This is a genomic window from Bacillus sp. FSL R7-0685 (genome assembly GCF_038002425.1).
In the GTDB taxonomy this organism is placed as follows: Bacteria; Bacillota; Bacilli; order Bacillales; family Bacillaceae; genus Bacillus; species Bacillus subtilis.
In genome coordinates this window covers 1764331-1778801 of record NZ_JBBOCN010000001.1, presented here as the reverse complement: position 1 = coordinate 1778801, position 14471 = coordinate 1764331, and the positions used below count along the sequence as shown (strand labels likewise).

Annotated in this window: 14 protein-coding genes; 2 read left to right on the top strand and 12 right to left on the bottom strand. The window is 42.8% G+C overall.

Features of this window, described 5'->3' with window-relative positions:
• Positions 1-44 precede the first annotated feature (44 nt).
• The 11 genes from MKY50_RS09340 to MKY50_RS09290 all read right to left on the bottom strand — a co-directional run bounded on the left by MKY50_RS09340 (position 45) and on the right by MKY50_RS09290 (position 10890).
• On the bottom strand, positions 45-794 hold the full coding sequence (locus tag MKY50_RS09340; protein WP_029317815.1) for a polyketide synthase: 750 nt from the start codon (positions 792-794) through the stop codon (positions 45-47).
• 39 nt (positions 795-833) lie between these two features.
• Positions 834-1613 carry an enoyl-CoA hydratase/isomerase gene (locus MKY50_RS09335; protein ID WP_010886512.1) on the bottom strand — a complete coding sequence of 260 codons (780 nt, stop codon included), beginning with the start codon at positions 1611-1613 and terminating at the stop codon, positions 834-836.
• A complete protein-coding gene (pksG, locus tag MKY50_RS09330; RefSeq protein ID WP_015383707.1) occupies positions 1601-2863 on the bottom strand; it encodes a polyketide biosynthesis 3-hydroxy-3-methylglutaryl-ACP synthase PksG in 1263 nt (420 codons plus the stop codon). The genes MKY50_RS09335 and pksG overlap by 13 nt, the downstream gene beginning before the upstream one ends.
• Positions 2864-4111, bottom strand: coding sequence for a polyketide biosynthesis malonyl-ACP decarboxylase PksF (pksF, locus tag MKY50_RS09325; protein WP_341116530.1), 1248 nt, complete (start codon positions 4109-4111; stop codon positions 2864-2866). It lies immediately after the preceding gene.
• A complete protein-coding gene (locus MKY50_RS09320; protein WP_064813981.1) occupies positions 4089-4337 on the bottom strand; it encodes an acyl carrier protein in 249 nt (82 codons plus the stop codon). Before MKY50_RS09320 ends, pksF begins: the two co-directional genes overlap by 23 nt.
• A 52-nt stretch (positions 4338-4389) precedes the next feature.
• Entirely contained in the window at positions 4390-6693 is a 2304-nt protein-coding gene (fabD, locus tag MKY50_RS09315) for an ACP S-malonyltransferase (RefSeq protein ID WP_341116524.1), read from the bottom strand.
• Entirely contained in the window at positions 6690-7664 is a 975-nt protein-coding gene (locus tag MKY50_RS09310) for an acyltransferase domain-containing protein (RefSeq protein ID WP_341116522.1), read from the bottom strand. The genes fabD (MKY50_RS09315) and MKY50_RS09310 overlap by 4 nt, the downstream gene beginning before the upstream one ends.
• 502 nt (positions 7665-8166) lie before the next feature.
• On the bottom strand, positions 8167-9033 hold the full coding sequence (fabD, locus tag MKY50_RS09305; protein WP_080529333.1) for an ACP S-malonyltransferase: 867 nt from the start codon (positions 9031-9033) through the stop codon (positions 8167-8169).
• The gene (locus MKY50_RS09300; protein WP_015252067.1) at positions 9030-9296 is read right to left on the bottom strand and encodes a hypothetical protein; all 267 of its coding nucleotides are present in this window, start codon (positions 9294-9296) and stop codon (positions 9030-9032) included. Before MKY50_RS09300 ends, fabD (MKY50_RS09305) begins: the two co-directional genes overlap by 4 nt.
• A 109-nt stretch (positions 9297-9405) precedes the next feature.
• The gene (locus tag MKY50_RS09295) at positions 9406-10083 is read right to left on the bottom strand and encodes an MBL fold metallo-hydrolase (protein ID WP_003231824.1); all 678 of its coding nucleotides are present in this window, start codon (positions 10081-10083) and stop codon (positions 9406-9408) included.
• A 189-nt stretch (positions 10084-10272) separates the two neighbouring features.
• Positions 10273-10890 (bottom strand): TetR/AcrR family transcriptional regulator, encoded by a 618-nt coding sequence (locus MKY50_RS09290; protein WP_341116518.1) that lies wholly within the window; start codon positions 10888-10890, stop codon positions 10273-10275.
• Positions 10891-11010: 120 nt separating this feature from the next.
• Here MKY50_RS09290 and MKY50_RS09285 point away from each other — a divergent pair, with 120 nt between their 5' ends.
• Positions 11011-11568: a hypothetical protein gene (locus MKY50_RS09285; RefSeq protein WP_032725722.1), complete on the top strand. Its 558-nt coding sequence runs from the start codon at positions 11011-11013 to the stop codon at positions 11566-11568.
• Between the two features lie 154 nt (positions 11569-11722).
• The gene (locus tag MKY50_RS09280; RefSeq protein WP_003231830.1) at positions 11723-12178 is read left to right on the top strand and encodes a regulatory YrvL family protein; all 456 of its coding nucleotides are present in this window, start codon (positions 11723-11725) and stop codon (positions 12176-12178) included.
• Between the two features lie 397 nt (positions 12179-12575).
• On the opposite strand, the gene mutL is transcribed toward MKY50_RS09280, so the two are convergent.
• Entirely contained in the window at positions 12576-14459 is a 1884-nt protein-coding gene (gene mutL / locus MKY50_RS09275) for a DNA mismatch repair endonuclease MutL (RefSeq protein WP_003245099.1), read from the bottom strand.
• Positions 14460-14471 lie beyond the last annotated feature (12 nt).

Below are 14471 nucleotides of genomic sequence, written 5' to 3'. Positions count from 1 at the left end.
CACGCTGCCTCCATTTCACCTGCAAAATTTTTATATGTTTTCAGTTAATTACCATATAAACCTTTGATTCTACTTTTGACTTCTTCATGATGAAATGTTTTCTCATGCATCACCAATTCCTGTTCAATGACGCGCGGCAGCTGATCGCGAAGCGAAGCAACCAAATGATCTTTCAGTGTAACCAGTGAGTTTCTAGGCTTTTCCGCCAGTTCTTGCGCCAGCTCCACTGCATAATCTAACACTTCTGCACGGGGCAGCACCTTAAAGGGAACCCCTCTTTTTTCAAGATCAGCTCCGCGGTAGCTGCCTGCATTCAATAATATTTCCTGGGACAGGCTGAAACCCAGTTTTTTAGGAACGATAAAGGTAGCGCCCATTCCAGGCGTAAATCCGTATTTCATAAAATTAGCCGTATACACGCTTTCCCTGCTCAGAATGACTATGTCAGCAAAGAGCCCCATGACAAAGCCGCCTCCAATTCCATGGCCCTGCATTGCCGCAATAACTGGAATCTCGCAATCCAGCGCCAGAGAATAAAGATTGTCATCAGTGAACTTGGTCAATCCCTGTTGAATTCGTAGCAGTCCTTCTTGCGTTCCTCCTGAAGCAAAATAATTATCATATCCTGTCAAAATGACCGCTTTGTATTTGGGGTTCTGCCGTATGTATTCAAACGCTTGAATTAAACCATCTGTAAGTTCTTGTGAAAACGCGTTTTTATGAGTGCGATCTTGCATCTTTACCTGAATAATGGCGGATTCAATTTCGATAAGCTCTACAACAGAATGCGTCATGATGTCCTCCTAACGGTTCTGATTGTCATTTTTAAACGGTTACTGATCCTCCCATGGGAATTGTCCTGTTTCAACATACCTGATGATTCCCATTTGGTTTTGAGGATCAGAAAACATGTCTTGATTTGCAGTTAAAGCGGTGGCTTTCGCACGACTGACTTGATGATCAAGTGAGCTCATAAACTGTTTATAATGTGCGATTCCTTTTTTATTCAGCCTCCGCAAACGCAATAAATGCTTTCTCAGCAGCACGTCACTTTCAGCATCAAAAGCATCTATTAACCCCCATTCACTGGCTTCCTGAACGGAAATCGGCTTTGTCATAAGCGTCATATAATGCGCTTTCTGCCGGCCGATACGGCGGATCAGAAACGGTAAAACACAAGCAGGGTACAGGCCGAATAGCAGCTCAGAGAGACTGAATGACGCCGTCTGATCAGCAATGGCAATATCTGTGGCAGATACAAATCCAAGACCGCCGGCATTCACTTTTCCCCTGACATGCGAAATCGTGACATAAGGGCCGGTCTGCAATTTCATCCACAAATCATAGAGAGGCTCTTGGGAGCTTGCCTGTTTTCTGCCCCTTTTCATTTCCTGATAGATTTCTTGAAAATCCGCTCCGAAACAAAACACCTCGGGAAGCCCCTCTAAAACGACAACCGTCACCGTTGATGTTTCACATTGGTTTAACACTTGCAAGCATTCTTCTATCAGCGTGTCATTAATCGTATTATTCGCTTCAGGACGGTGAAAGGTAATATAGCAAACCGATGCTTGAAAGCGGACCTTTATCGTTTGATAGGTCACGAGATCCACCTGTACTTCCGATGAAACTCAGAAATTTCTTCTAAAAACAAGCGCGGCTTCTCTTGAGTGGACTGCATGATGCCCGGTATCATCTCAAAGTCCAGCTTTACATTGCGCGTCCCAAACCGCACCATCCCGCTCCCCTTAAACAATAGCTCATACTCTTCCATGGAGAGCTGATACCGGCGATCCAAATGCTTCTCAATACCAAATGTTCGCTGACGCTCCTGGCCTTGCGGAGTTGTAATTCCGCTGTAAAATTCAGAACAGCAGCCGGATCCGTAGGAAAAACAGCCAATTCGTTTAGGCGTATCAAATCTCCCTTGGTCTATCGTGCTGGCCAATGCCAGAAACAAGGCTGCCCCCATAATATTTCCAACCCGTTGACAGTAGTTTAAACCTGGTTTTACCCGAGTTAAAAAATCCGGCTCAATCCCGGATGTTTTCACCTTCGCCACCTTACGCATCATTGTCCGGTGCGCACCTTTCACCATCCCGCCAAAGGGCGTATGGTAAGCAAGATATTGAAACGTGTCCTGATAATTGGCACCCGGTACACGCTTTTGATATTCCAGAAAGGTCTGTTCGCAGCAATCCAAATATGACATTAAAGACAGATCAGAATCTCCCGCTTCACTGTCGGGAATGGGGCGGCACGTGTCCATCACTTCATAGCCGTAATAACCATTTGCTCCGGGATCTATTTGAAACACCTCGGGATTTTCGCCAACTAAAACGGCCACCGCTCCCGCTCCGGCGCTCGGTTCCGCATAAGACCAATCTTCGCTTAAAGCGTCTCCGCCCTCAGCGATTAAAAAACGTGAAATATCACTGGCGATAACCAGTGCTTTGGCACCCGGAGAAGTCTGGGATAATATAAAATTCACCGCCATCTGAAATCCCGCTGTCCCTGAATAACACGCCTGTTTAACCTCAAACAAACGGCAGTTGCGGTTGAGACCTAAATATTCATGGATATATGTACTTAACGATTTCCCAAAGTCGATCCCGGATTCAGAGCAAGTGATCAGCAATTCAATCCGGTCCTTCTCTGCTTCAGATAAAGCATCAATAATCGGCTTAGCTGCATTGACTCCGAAGGTCACGGGATCTTCATAAGGCAGTGCTACCGCTTTTTCTTTCATTAATAAATTTTCAAATCTCGCAGTATCTAAGTGTCTGTATTTGGCCAGCTCCATGACATCAAGGTATGCCGTTCCGCCAAAGACATTCATCGCTTCTATTCCGGCTGAAACCATTTATGATTCGCCTCCACATTTCTCAATGTTTTGTATACAAACCGCGGTGTTCATTCCGCCAAACCCCATGCTTAAGCTCAGCGCATTTTTGATGCGGTATGAAATCGATTTCTCATTTACCCAATGAAAGGAATCATCGATTGGATGATCCAAATTCCTGCTCGGATGCAGGGCAGATTTTTTCATTTGCAGCAAAACAGAAATAATCTCTACGATGCCCGCCGCACTAAGCCCGTGTCCGGTTATCGATTTTGTTGCATTGATATAAGCATGGGAAAGCCGGCATGCACGGAGCGCCTTTAATTCTATTTCATCTCCAATAAAAGAGCCTGTTCCATGAGGATTAATATAATCAATATCTTCTGGTAAAAGCCTGGCACGCTCCAGTGCCTTCTGGATGACATGAATCTCTCCTTCTAATGAAGGATCAGGATTCCGGTTTCCGTCCAGTTTGATTGACCAGCCAGACAATGCTGCATAAGGTTTTAGACCTCTTCGTAAAGTCGTCTCCTTTCGTTCTATTACCAATGCACCGCACGATTCTCCATAGATAAACCCGTCTCTGTTTTGATCGAAGGGACGGCACGCATTTTCAGGTTCATCAGCATATTTGTCCGTCCCCATAGCGCCTAAAGCCCTTAGCGCCTCGCATTCCATATAAGAAAGATCCATTAAAGCACCAAGTGCTATGCAAGTATCAACTTCGCCTGACAGGACTTGCTGAATCGCATGAATGACTGCTAACTGGCCGCTGGCCGAAGCTCCTCCCACCGTATATGCTAATCCCGTGATGCCAAACTGATCTGTACATATCCCGCAAAGATCGCTGTCCATGAAAGACAGACCATACGCCGGAGAAATAAAACCGGAGCGGTCTTGATACCTTTCATAAACTTCAAAGTTTTCTCTCTGTTGAAAATTTGATCCGCCAACAACCAGTCCGATACGTGAGGAATCTGCATCGTCCAATTCAGCCTCCTCCCAAGCCTCTGTGAGAGTTACCAATGCAGCGCGGCTGGAGAATGATGCTTTTCGCAACATTTTTTTAGAGAGTCGGTCAGGATAAGACAATGACGCAATTTCGGCTCCGATAAACCGGCTGTCTTTTTGTCTGCCTGAACGCTTCATGACATCAAAGGCATGTCTGCCGGACAGCAGCGAGGAAGCAAAGTCCTCTTTCCCTTGACCGATAGAGGCCGTGACGCCTACACCGGTCACCACCACCTCAGACAGATTGCACTTTGTCATAAAGCACCTCAGCTAATTCACCGATGTTTTTCACCCCGGATAGCTCAATGCGAGGGATTTTTAACGATAAATCCTCTAGCACCATCGTGATAATTTCAGCTCTGTCTACAGAGTCAGCTCCTAACTCAACTAACTGATCTTCAGGCTCAAATCTGTGTCCGTCTAATTCAGGAAGCACCTCGCAAATATTGGTGATTAGTACTTCAAAGATTCTCTGTTTATCCATAATGCGCTCTCTCCTTCGAGGGATGATTTTTATAGGTATATTTTCATAATATTCAAACTTTTATTTTTATGTTGTCTGTTTCATGCGACGGCTGATACATCGATTGCATCCGTTCATGAAGCAATACTGCCGTTTCTGTCATTAATTTTTTCCCGATTTCATCCACGTGGCGGTTTCGCCAATTTTCTAATTGCGACCCTTTAACCCATTGATTAAAGGCTCCCAGCGCGGGACCGCAGTGAATTTGATAATCGACCTTCGAATGTTCGCTTCCGCTGATTGCCAATTTTGAACTGTATCTGAAGTACCATCGGAAAATCAAAGCCATTTTATGCTTCGGGTTTTGTTCAGCCTTCTCAATGTCTGCCGCGGGATAATGCAATGCAATATCTTTATATATGTCTTCTATACTGCGTTTAAAGTATTTCTCCTCAAGCTGGGCCAGCATCTTTGCATCCAGCTCACGTATAGACCCATACCGCTGATACAGTTCATATAACTTGTTTGCCCGTGCGGGAAAGAACACGCCTTTCTTTAGCACCTGCACTTTACTGCCCGATTCAAACATATCACCTGCAGGCGCATAGGCTGTATCTTGTACATTCATCTGCTGAAGCAAATCCTTTACTTTATCACTTGTTGCCGCCTCAACCGTACATTGATTGATTGAGCCTGTTAGAATAAAATCAGCCCCTAGCATAAAAGCCGCCATCGCTGCCTCAGGTGTTCCAATTCCTCCAGCTGCACCAACTCTTATTTTTTTCCGGTATTGATATTTTTTCATCATTTCATCTCTTAAAGATGTCATCGCCGGCATCAGGCTGTATGCCACACCGCCATCTGTATGACCGCCTGAATCAGCTTCTACACAAATATCGTCAGCCATCGGAATGCACCGCAACAACTCAGCTTCGTTCATAGTGATTTTATTTTCTCCTAAAAGCTTTTGCAGCATATTCTCAGGCGCAGGACTCAGAAATGATTCTGCAACTTCCGGCCGTGATATTTTTGCTATGAGACGATTTGAGCATATAACGTCACCATTTTGATTTCGTTTCACTCCTTTTGCGCGGTACCTTACTAATGCAGGAGTGACACTTAAAAATGCTGAAGCCTCCACAATGCTCACTTGATTCCTCAATAAAAGATCGATCATTTTTTCTTCTGATTCAGTATGTTTCATATTGTGGACCAGATTGATGCCATAGGCTTGTCCTTTCCCTAATTCACCTTGTATAGCATGGATCGCATCTTCAACCTCTTTCAGGCTCAGACCTCCTGTGCCAAAGAACCCCATCATTCCCGCTCTTGACAGCTTTACTACCATTTCTTTCGAAGCAATGCCGCGGTACATTCCTCCTGCAAGATAAGCATATGTAAGATGATAATCTTGTTTAAATTCAGCACTTCCTAAAGATTCTGCCGTAATCCCGGCTTGAACATTGCGTTGCTCCTTTAGATGCGCACTGATCGCGGGGTTCTTTTTCGGTATATATGTCAATGGTTCAGCTTCATTTTTAATCCGATGAATGAGACCGGTTAAAACAGTTCCAGGCCCAATCTCTGCAAACTCCATTTCTCCTCTTCCCATCAGAAAACGAATGCTGTCCGTCCATTTCACTGTGTTGTCCATTTGTTCAGATAATGTATCTTTTAATCTGTCTTGATGGTATGGCTCTGCGTAGACATTGGAGATAACCGGGATCGCCAAAGGTGCAAACTGGAATGAGTCAATATATTGCTTAAATACCTGTTTGGCTTCATTCATATATCTGGAATGAAAAGCTCCGCTCACATTTAATGGATGAAACAGCTTTACATCCTTGGTGTTTTCAAAAACAGCCCGAGCTTTTTCAATCTCGTTTTTCGGGCCAGAAATCACAATTTGCCGAGGCGTATTTTCATTTGCCACATCAATGTCATAAAGACGGTGCTCTTCTAAAACGGCTGTAACTTGTTCCTTACTCAGGCCGATCACAGCAGCCATTCCGCCCCCTGTAATTCGTCCCATCAATTCTCCTCTTTTTTTGACGAGCCTTAATCCGGTTTCAAAATCAAATGCACCGGCTGCCATCAGCGCATTGTATTCTCCTAAGCTGTGTCCTGCCGCAAAATCAGGTTTTCTGCCGGTCTCCTCCACTCTCTTCAAGTAACTGAGTGCATTAACAACATACAAAGCCGGCTGCGTGTATTCAGTATGATTTACATCCAGATATGATTTTTCGGTACATAGCTTCTCTATTGAATAGCCCAATATTTGATCTGCTTGATCAGTCAAATGCTGATATTGTTCAAATAGGCCTTGTCCCATCCCCTTTTGCTGGGAGCCTTGCCCTGGAAAGACATATGTAATCATCTTGTAAACTTCCTTTCTGGTGTACGGAAATACTCAACCGTATTCAGATTTTTCAGCTCCTGATGAAATGGTGTTATGATTGAGCAGCAACGGTCAGCTGAATCACCCGGAATCAGCTGTTTCACAAAAGCAGCTAAGGTGCCGGATGGCCCTAAATCGATAAACTTGCATGTATGCTGGCTTTCCAAATATCGAATCGCTTCACGAAACATCATTGGCTTTCTGACCGCATTCCAAAAGAAATTCTCGTCCATTACGTGAAGGCAGCTTCCCGTTAAGCTCGATACAATCGGTATTGACGGTTTTTGAAAAGATTTTGATCTTAAAAATTCTGCATAGGCACTCTCTGCCGGATCAATAAGCGAAGAATGAAAGGCATAGGACACAGGAAGCAGCTGGCAAAGAATCTGCTTCTCCTTTAAATCATCCATAATCTTCCTTATATGATCTTCTTCACCAGAAATGACGAAGTGCGAATCATAATTGATAGAAATGAGTTCACTATTTCCAAACAGTTGCGGATGATCATTCAACAATTGCGGTTTGTCAAGAATGGCCAGCATTTTTCCTTTATCGCAGGAATTCTGGATGATAATAGCCTGTTCAAGTATGCAATCCAGTATATCCTCTGCGTCTGACACACCAGAAACTGCCGCTGCTGCGAATTCTCCCAGACTTGATCCCAATACGTAATCAGGATAAATTCCCCTGTCTTCCAAAACCTTATATAAGGAATACTCAATCATAAAAATGGCGGGGTGGGAAAAAAGAATACTGTCAAACGGATCTGACACACGTTTACCTGGATGGTAGATTTCTTCAACAATGGATGTGCCGATTCGCCGTGCTGCAATGGCATCCATTTCAAGCATTGATTGGCGAAACACGGTATTTTCCTTAAATAGTTCTTTCCCCATGTGATAGTATTGGGAACCTTGCCCGGAAAACATAAAAACAAACGGTTCATTCATGTGTATAACCTTCTTTTTTTATATTTATGACGGCTATTGGATTTCTCATTTCCATGTATGTTGTAAAGCACATAGCAGCGATTGAAATGAAATTAATAAATGGAAAAGACATATGTGAAAAAGTAAAGGAGATTCAACTTGGAAGGATTGCTATTGGTGCTCTGGATGCGGTTCATTTATTACGTGATCGTAGATGTATGTTGATATCTCAAAATTGATGTAACATGATAACAGGATCAGCAAAGAACATCGACTCTATGATTGGTGGGTGCGGTTAAAAAATGGACCATCTAGATGTGGGAGCGATGGTTTGACAGACCGGCTGACATAGTTCAAATGTCTAACTTAATTTATCAGCCTCTTTATGTAACAGTATATAAAGTTATTCAATTAGAAACAGTGTCAATCGAACGATTGAATCTTTAAAACTTTATACCTTAAATGAAAGGAAATTTGTGTTTAGACCTGATTGATGAGATACATGGCCATAGGGGCAAATGCTTTAGCGGGGCATTGCTTCCGCATCTTTCTTTATGCGATGAATTAACCCAGTTAAAACATTTCCAGGCCCTACCTCCTCAAACTCCATATGGCCTTTTTTCATTAAGTAGCTTATGCTGTCAGTCCATTTCACTGAATGATTAATTTGATCAGCCAGCGTCTGTTTCATGAATTCGTATGTATACGGTTTGGCATACACATTAGAAATAACCGGGATAGACGGAGGCGAAAAATAAAAGGCATGAAGGAACTCCTCAAATTCTTCTTTTGCCTTATTCATGTATCTGGAATGAAACGCGCCGCTTACGTTTAAGGGGAGTACCATTGTAACTTCAGTCATCGTTTCAAAAAGAGATGCGGCTTTTTCAATCTCATCTTTTTTTCCTGAAATTACAATTTGATATGGGGCATTCACATTAGCGATATCAACATCATGTAAATGATATTTTTTCAGAGCCTTTGCAACCTGCTCTTCATTTAGTCCCATAACAGCTGCCATACCGCCGTTGCTTATCAGACTCATCAGCTCGCCTCTTTTTCTGACAAGCTGTAACCCTGTCTCAAAATCAAAGGCTTCAGCTGCAAATAACGCATTGTATTCACCCAAGCTGTGCCCGGCGACAAAGTCAGGTTTAACTTCTTCATCCTTGATTTTTTTCAGATAGCTTAGTGCGTTTACCACATATAACGCCGGCTGAGTAAATTGCGTTTTGTTTAAATTGGAATAAGGATTTTCCAGGCAAAGACGTTTGATAGAATATCCTAAGATCTCATCTGCCTGATCCGTCAGTTCTTTAAATTCATCGAATAGGCCGCTGCCCATTCCCTGTTTTTGTGAACCCTGACCTGGAAAAACATATGTGATCATTCTCTCAAAGCCACCCTTCCGATTAGTAAATGTGTTTCACTTCTGTATGATTTTATAATAGTGATGACCGGATAAATAGTAGCATGTTCATGTTGATGGTAACCTCTGTAAATATTATCCGTCAAGTTAATTTTTCCTACAGTTTGCTCCATTGTTTTTCTGCTTTTTTCCATTGAGGAATAAAGGATCAGGAGATATAACAGAACATAAGAAAAAAGACCCGGATTACGTATAGGGCGCCATATCATGATAATACGCTTCATTTTCTTTCAAATGAGTTTTCAAAATAAATAACACCTTCTATATAATCATTTTCGAAAATAAAAATCATTTAGATATTCGAAGAAAAATAGGATAATAGATTCAGAAGGATTATTTAAAATCAAAAATACCTTTTTGGTTTTTACGAGTGCGAAATTTCACAAAATATTCTTTCTTATCAATTTGAAAGTAAATATTATGCTGATAAAGATCCTTTATCGAATGGCCGGGCGATTTGCCAAATGAGTGACCAGGATACACCCGTACATGGGGTGAAACCTCCGACTTTATTCTTTGAATACTATCAAACATCTCTTCCGCAGAGCTGCCATCATCCTCACATATGCCGCACCCTTCTGTAAACACCGTATCTCCGGTAAAAATACTCTCAGAAAACAAATAACACATTCCGCCGGCTGTATGCCCCGGTGTGAGAAGGCATTGTGCTCTTGTGTTTCCTATGCTGATTGTCTGATGATCATCTAGGCTAATTAAATTTCTGCATCGGAATTGATAATAATCAATTTCTTTTTTTGACATATAAACTTGAGCGTTAAACATCTTCGTCAGCGGGTCTACCAGATTTACATGATCATAATGAGAGTGTGTCAATGCGACTGCCTTTAATTCCGCTTCGAGTTCAGAAAGTGTAGTGGTTATCTTACTCAATTCCCATGAGGGATCAACAACAATTGCAGATCTGCTTACAATATCTTCAATGATATAGCAATAATTCGTCCAGCCCTGATACCTTGTTTTAATTGGATGCACCTTGTAAGTAAGATTCATTTATACCATCCCTATCATGTAAAGTTCTTAAACGATGGACCAGTGTTCACCCCTCAGTCCGTCTTTCATTCCACTTTACCAAACAGCATGATTGTTTTCCATTTTTTTCAGAGATCCTTGTTCTTTGAAAATAAAAAAGCGACTCTTTTGGACGCATGCCCAACAAGAATCGCTTTTCGCACTAGTGCCTTAAGAATGTCGTTTTTGTGTCTCACGTGTATCTTCCACGCAAATTGACTCTACATGCTGCATAATGACCCGCTTGATTCGGTCTTTATTCACTCGCACAGGGTCAAGCATGGCATGTAAAGCCAAGCCGTCAACAAGCGCGTAAAGTCTCTCAGCTTCAATGTCTTTATCAGCATTCTGCTTCAGTAAATCGGATTCATCTAAATAGGCAATCAGATTCCGCATGCCGCTGAAAATCCCGTCATGACTCGCATCAAACATATCCTTTTTATGTCTGGCGTAAGCAGTAAAAGCAAACCAAACCTCCATCTCTCTAATCGTTTCTTCATTCGTTGGGACCATTTCAAGCAAAATTTGCAACACTTTTTCCTTAGGGAGCAAATCCCTCACTGCAATGTCCTTAATTCGGTCCGTCACCTTTTCTTGGACAAGTTTCATTGCAAAAGCAAGCAATTCATCCTGTGTAGAGAAATAATGGCGCAGCGCACCTAATGACAATCCTGCTTCCTTTGCAATATTTCTGGCTGATGCTCCCTCCATCCCTCGTTCTAAAATGACGCGCCACGTTGCTTCTGCAATTTGTTTTCTTCTTTTCTCATGGTCAATTTGTTTTGGCATAGCTTTATTGTAACAAGAAAAAAATGAGAGGGCAATTTTTATAATACAGTTGTGTTACAAAAACAAAGATGGTAACATATTATTTAAATAATACAACTGTATTGAAAAGAGGGGAATGGATTGAACGGTATCGCATGGATGATTGTTTTCTGTGAAATTGCGTTTTGGGTTGTCATTGTTTTGGGGCTTGCTGTACGCTACGTATTCAAACGACATACATTAGGACTGCTATTCCTTGCCTTAACTCCAGTTATCGATTTGATTTTGTTAGCGGCAACTGGTGTGGACCTTTACCGCGGAGCCTCAGCGACTGCAGCCCATGGGATTGCAGCTGTTTACATCGGTATATCGATCGCTTATGGGAAACAAATGATTCAATGGGCAGATGAAAAATTTCAATATTATGTGACAAAAAAAGGCGCAAAACCGCTGAAACGTTTTGGAATGGACCATGCCAAGCACGGTGCGAAAGGCTGGCTAAGACATGTGCTGGCCTACTTAATTGGTGCGGGACTATTGGCAGGGATGATCTATTTTATCAATGACTCTTCCCGAACCGAGGCGTTGAGCGGCATTCTTAAACTGTGGACTGTCATTATAGGCATTGACTTTCTCATTACAGCCAGCTATTTTATTTGGCCAAAAAAAGAGAAAGCTTCGGCGAATCTCAGGAGTTAACATGATGAAAAAGGCCCTTCCCCAGTGGAAAGGGCTTTTTTTGGTTTTGTTAAAATATGCTATACTATTTTCGTCAGAAAACAGACTTATAGATATTTTGGGCTGATTCAAGGGTGCTGTTTGTATGAGTAAGCAGGTGAAGGGAGTGTCATACATGAACCAAAAAGAACAGAACGAGCACTCTAAAGATTTTAACCTGAGATCAAAATTAATCGGAATTGTATCTATTACTTTTATCGCGGCCATCGCGCTTGCAGTCATCTTCGGCGGCTTTTTCTTCGGGATGAAAGGCTTATTCTCCATACTTGGCATCACATACGCTTCCAATCAAACATTAGCTTTATTTATTTTAGCCTGCTTTGCTGTAGGTTTAATCATAGACCCACTCACAAAGATTATCTCTATCATTTTGGCAAAATCACTTTCATTGAAAAAGACTGCACTTTTTGCTTTTATACTGTATTTTATCAGCAATCTTATAACGATCTGTTTTGCAGATTACTTTATGCAGTCTATTTATATTCCAGATGTCTTGCTTGTTGTGATATCAGCTTTCATGGCTATCATTGAACTTGCTTTTGATAACCAGCCTAATAGAGAAGCAGCTTAAAGCCGATGGCAGATATGGAAAATTCATAACACCCTATATTTGGACATCACCAGTTATATAAACGAAAAAATCTCCCTGTTCACACGAACAGGGAGCAAAACACAATGTTGTAATTTAAATTCTGCATTCTAAAATGATTCTCACATTTGGATCATCAAGTTCATCCAAAAAGATAATGATCTTCGGACCACATGCCATGTGTTTCCACCCCCTCACCCAAAATATACATTAATCCCAATTGCCTGTAAATGGAAATTTTGTTATACGGAGGAACCATGAAGTATAATGCGTTAACACTGCTCACACGTTTACAACCGTTTCTTATAATCTGACACTCGAAGGAGTACAAAAAAAGCATTGATCCATTCAGAGAATGGATCAATGCCTACCACCCCCGCTACATCACGCGTTTGAACATCTTTTCCATCTCATATGTCGAGTGGTGAATGATGATCGGGCGGCCGTGCGGGCATGTAAATGGGTCTGATGTGCTTCGGAGGTCGTCCAGAAGCGCTTTGATTTCGTCGTTTCTGAGGTGGCGATTTGCTTTGATGGAGCCTTTGCAGCTCATCATAATCGCCGCTTCCTCGCGGAGTTTTTTAATATCTATATTTTTGGAGTCGAGCACCTGCTGAATGATTTCTTCTATAAGCTCTGCTTCTTCTCCCTTTGGAAACCAGGCTGGGTGGCAGCGGACGATGTAACTGTTAGAGCCGAATGACTCTAAAAAGACACCGACGCTTTCGAGCTCTTGTTTGTGCTGTTCAATAATCAAAGCCTCATTTGTGGAGTAGTGGAACGTCAGCGGTACAATCATCTCCTGCACCTCAGGCTCAACCTCCCCCACCTTTTCACGGAAGTACTCATATTTAATACGTTCTTGGGCGGCGTGCTGGTCGATAATATATAGGCCGTTTTCGTTTTGTGCCAATATATAAGTCCCGTGCATCTGGCCAATCGGGTACATAATTGGAACCCGATCAGACGCTGGCTGCGGCTGTTCCTCATGGCATTCCTGCTCAAATGTTTCAGGCTGTTCTGCTGAAACATCGGACACCTCAAGGGTTTGTTCCTGATCAACGATAGGAGGAGCATCAAATTGGAGAGGGGGCAATTTTTCCTCCGCATCAACCGGCTCTTTTACGACTGAGCTGAGCTTCATCGGTGAATAAGATGGCGCAGTCGATTTTTCCGGAACTTTTTTTTCCGGAGGCTTTTCATCAAAGGTTATAAACTGCTGCTCATTTTTGATGGCAGGTGCTGATTTTTTCGGGACCTGGGCACTAGGAATCAGCTGCTGCTGTTTAAACACATCTTTAATTCCGTCACGTATTAAGTCATGAAGCTCTGTTTCCTTGCTGAGCCGGACCTCAAGCTTCGATGGATGCACGTTGACATCGACTAAAATCGGGTCCATCGTAATTTCTATAAAAGTAATCGGATGGCGTCCGATCGGCAGAAGCGTATGATAGCCTTCATGAACCGCTTTGACGAGCGGGAAATTTTTAATGTAACGGCCATTGACCACAGACGACATATAGTTTCTCGACGCCCGTGTAATCTCTGGGAGGGCGATATATCCCTTTACTTCAAAATCCAAGGAGCTCACATGCAGCGGAAGCATTTTTTTGGCGACAGCCGTGCCGTAAATCGCTGCCAGTACATGGCGCACATCTCCGTTTCCGTTCGTTTGAAGCAGGTTTTTCCCATGATGGCGCAGGCGGATCGATACCTCTGGATGCGCCAGAGCAATACGGTTAACCACATCTGTAATGTTTCCAAGCTCTGTATGAACGGTTTTCATATATTTCAAACGGGCCGGTGTGTTAAAAAACAGGTTGGAAACGACAATTTCAGTTCCCTTCCTGCTTGAGGAACGCGATTCGGAAATGATGTTTCCTCCTTGGAGGACGAGCTTCGTCCCAGCTCCTTCACCAGTGCTTGTTGTAATCTCCAGATGAGAGACTGACGCGATACTCGGCAGAGCTTCTCCCCTGAAACCGAGCGTTCTCACCCTGAATAAATCATTTTCATCTTTTATTTTACTCGTTGCGTGGCGGCGGAAAGCTCGCTTGCAATCTTCATTCTCCATTCCTTCGCCGTTATCCAAGACCCGAATGGATGCAAGGCCTGCTTCCTCAATATCGATTTCAATGACTGTGCTGTCAGCGTCGATCGCATTTTCCACCAATTCTTTGACGACTGAGGCGGGCCGTTCCACAACCTCGCCCGCCGCTATTTTATTTGAAAGCTCATCTGACAGCTGGATGACTTTTGCCACATTCATCACCCC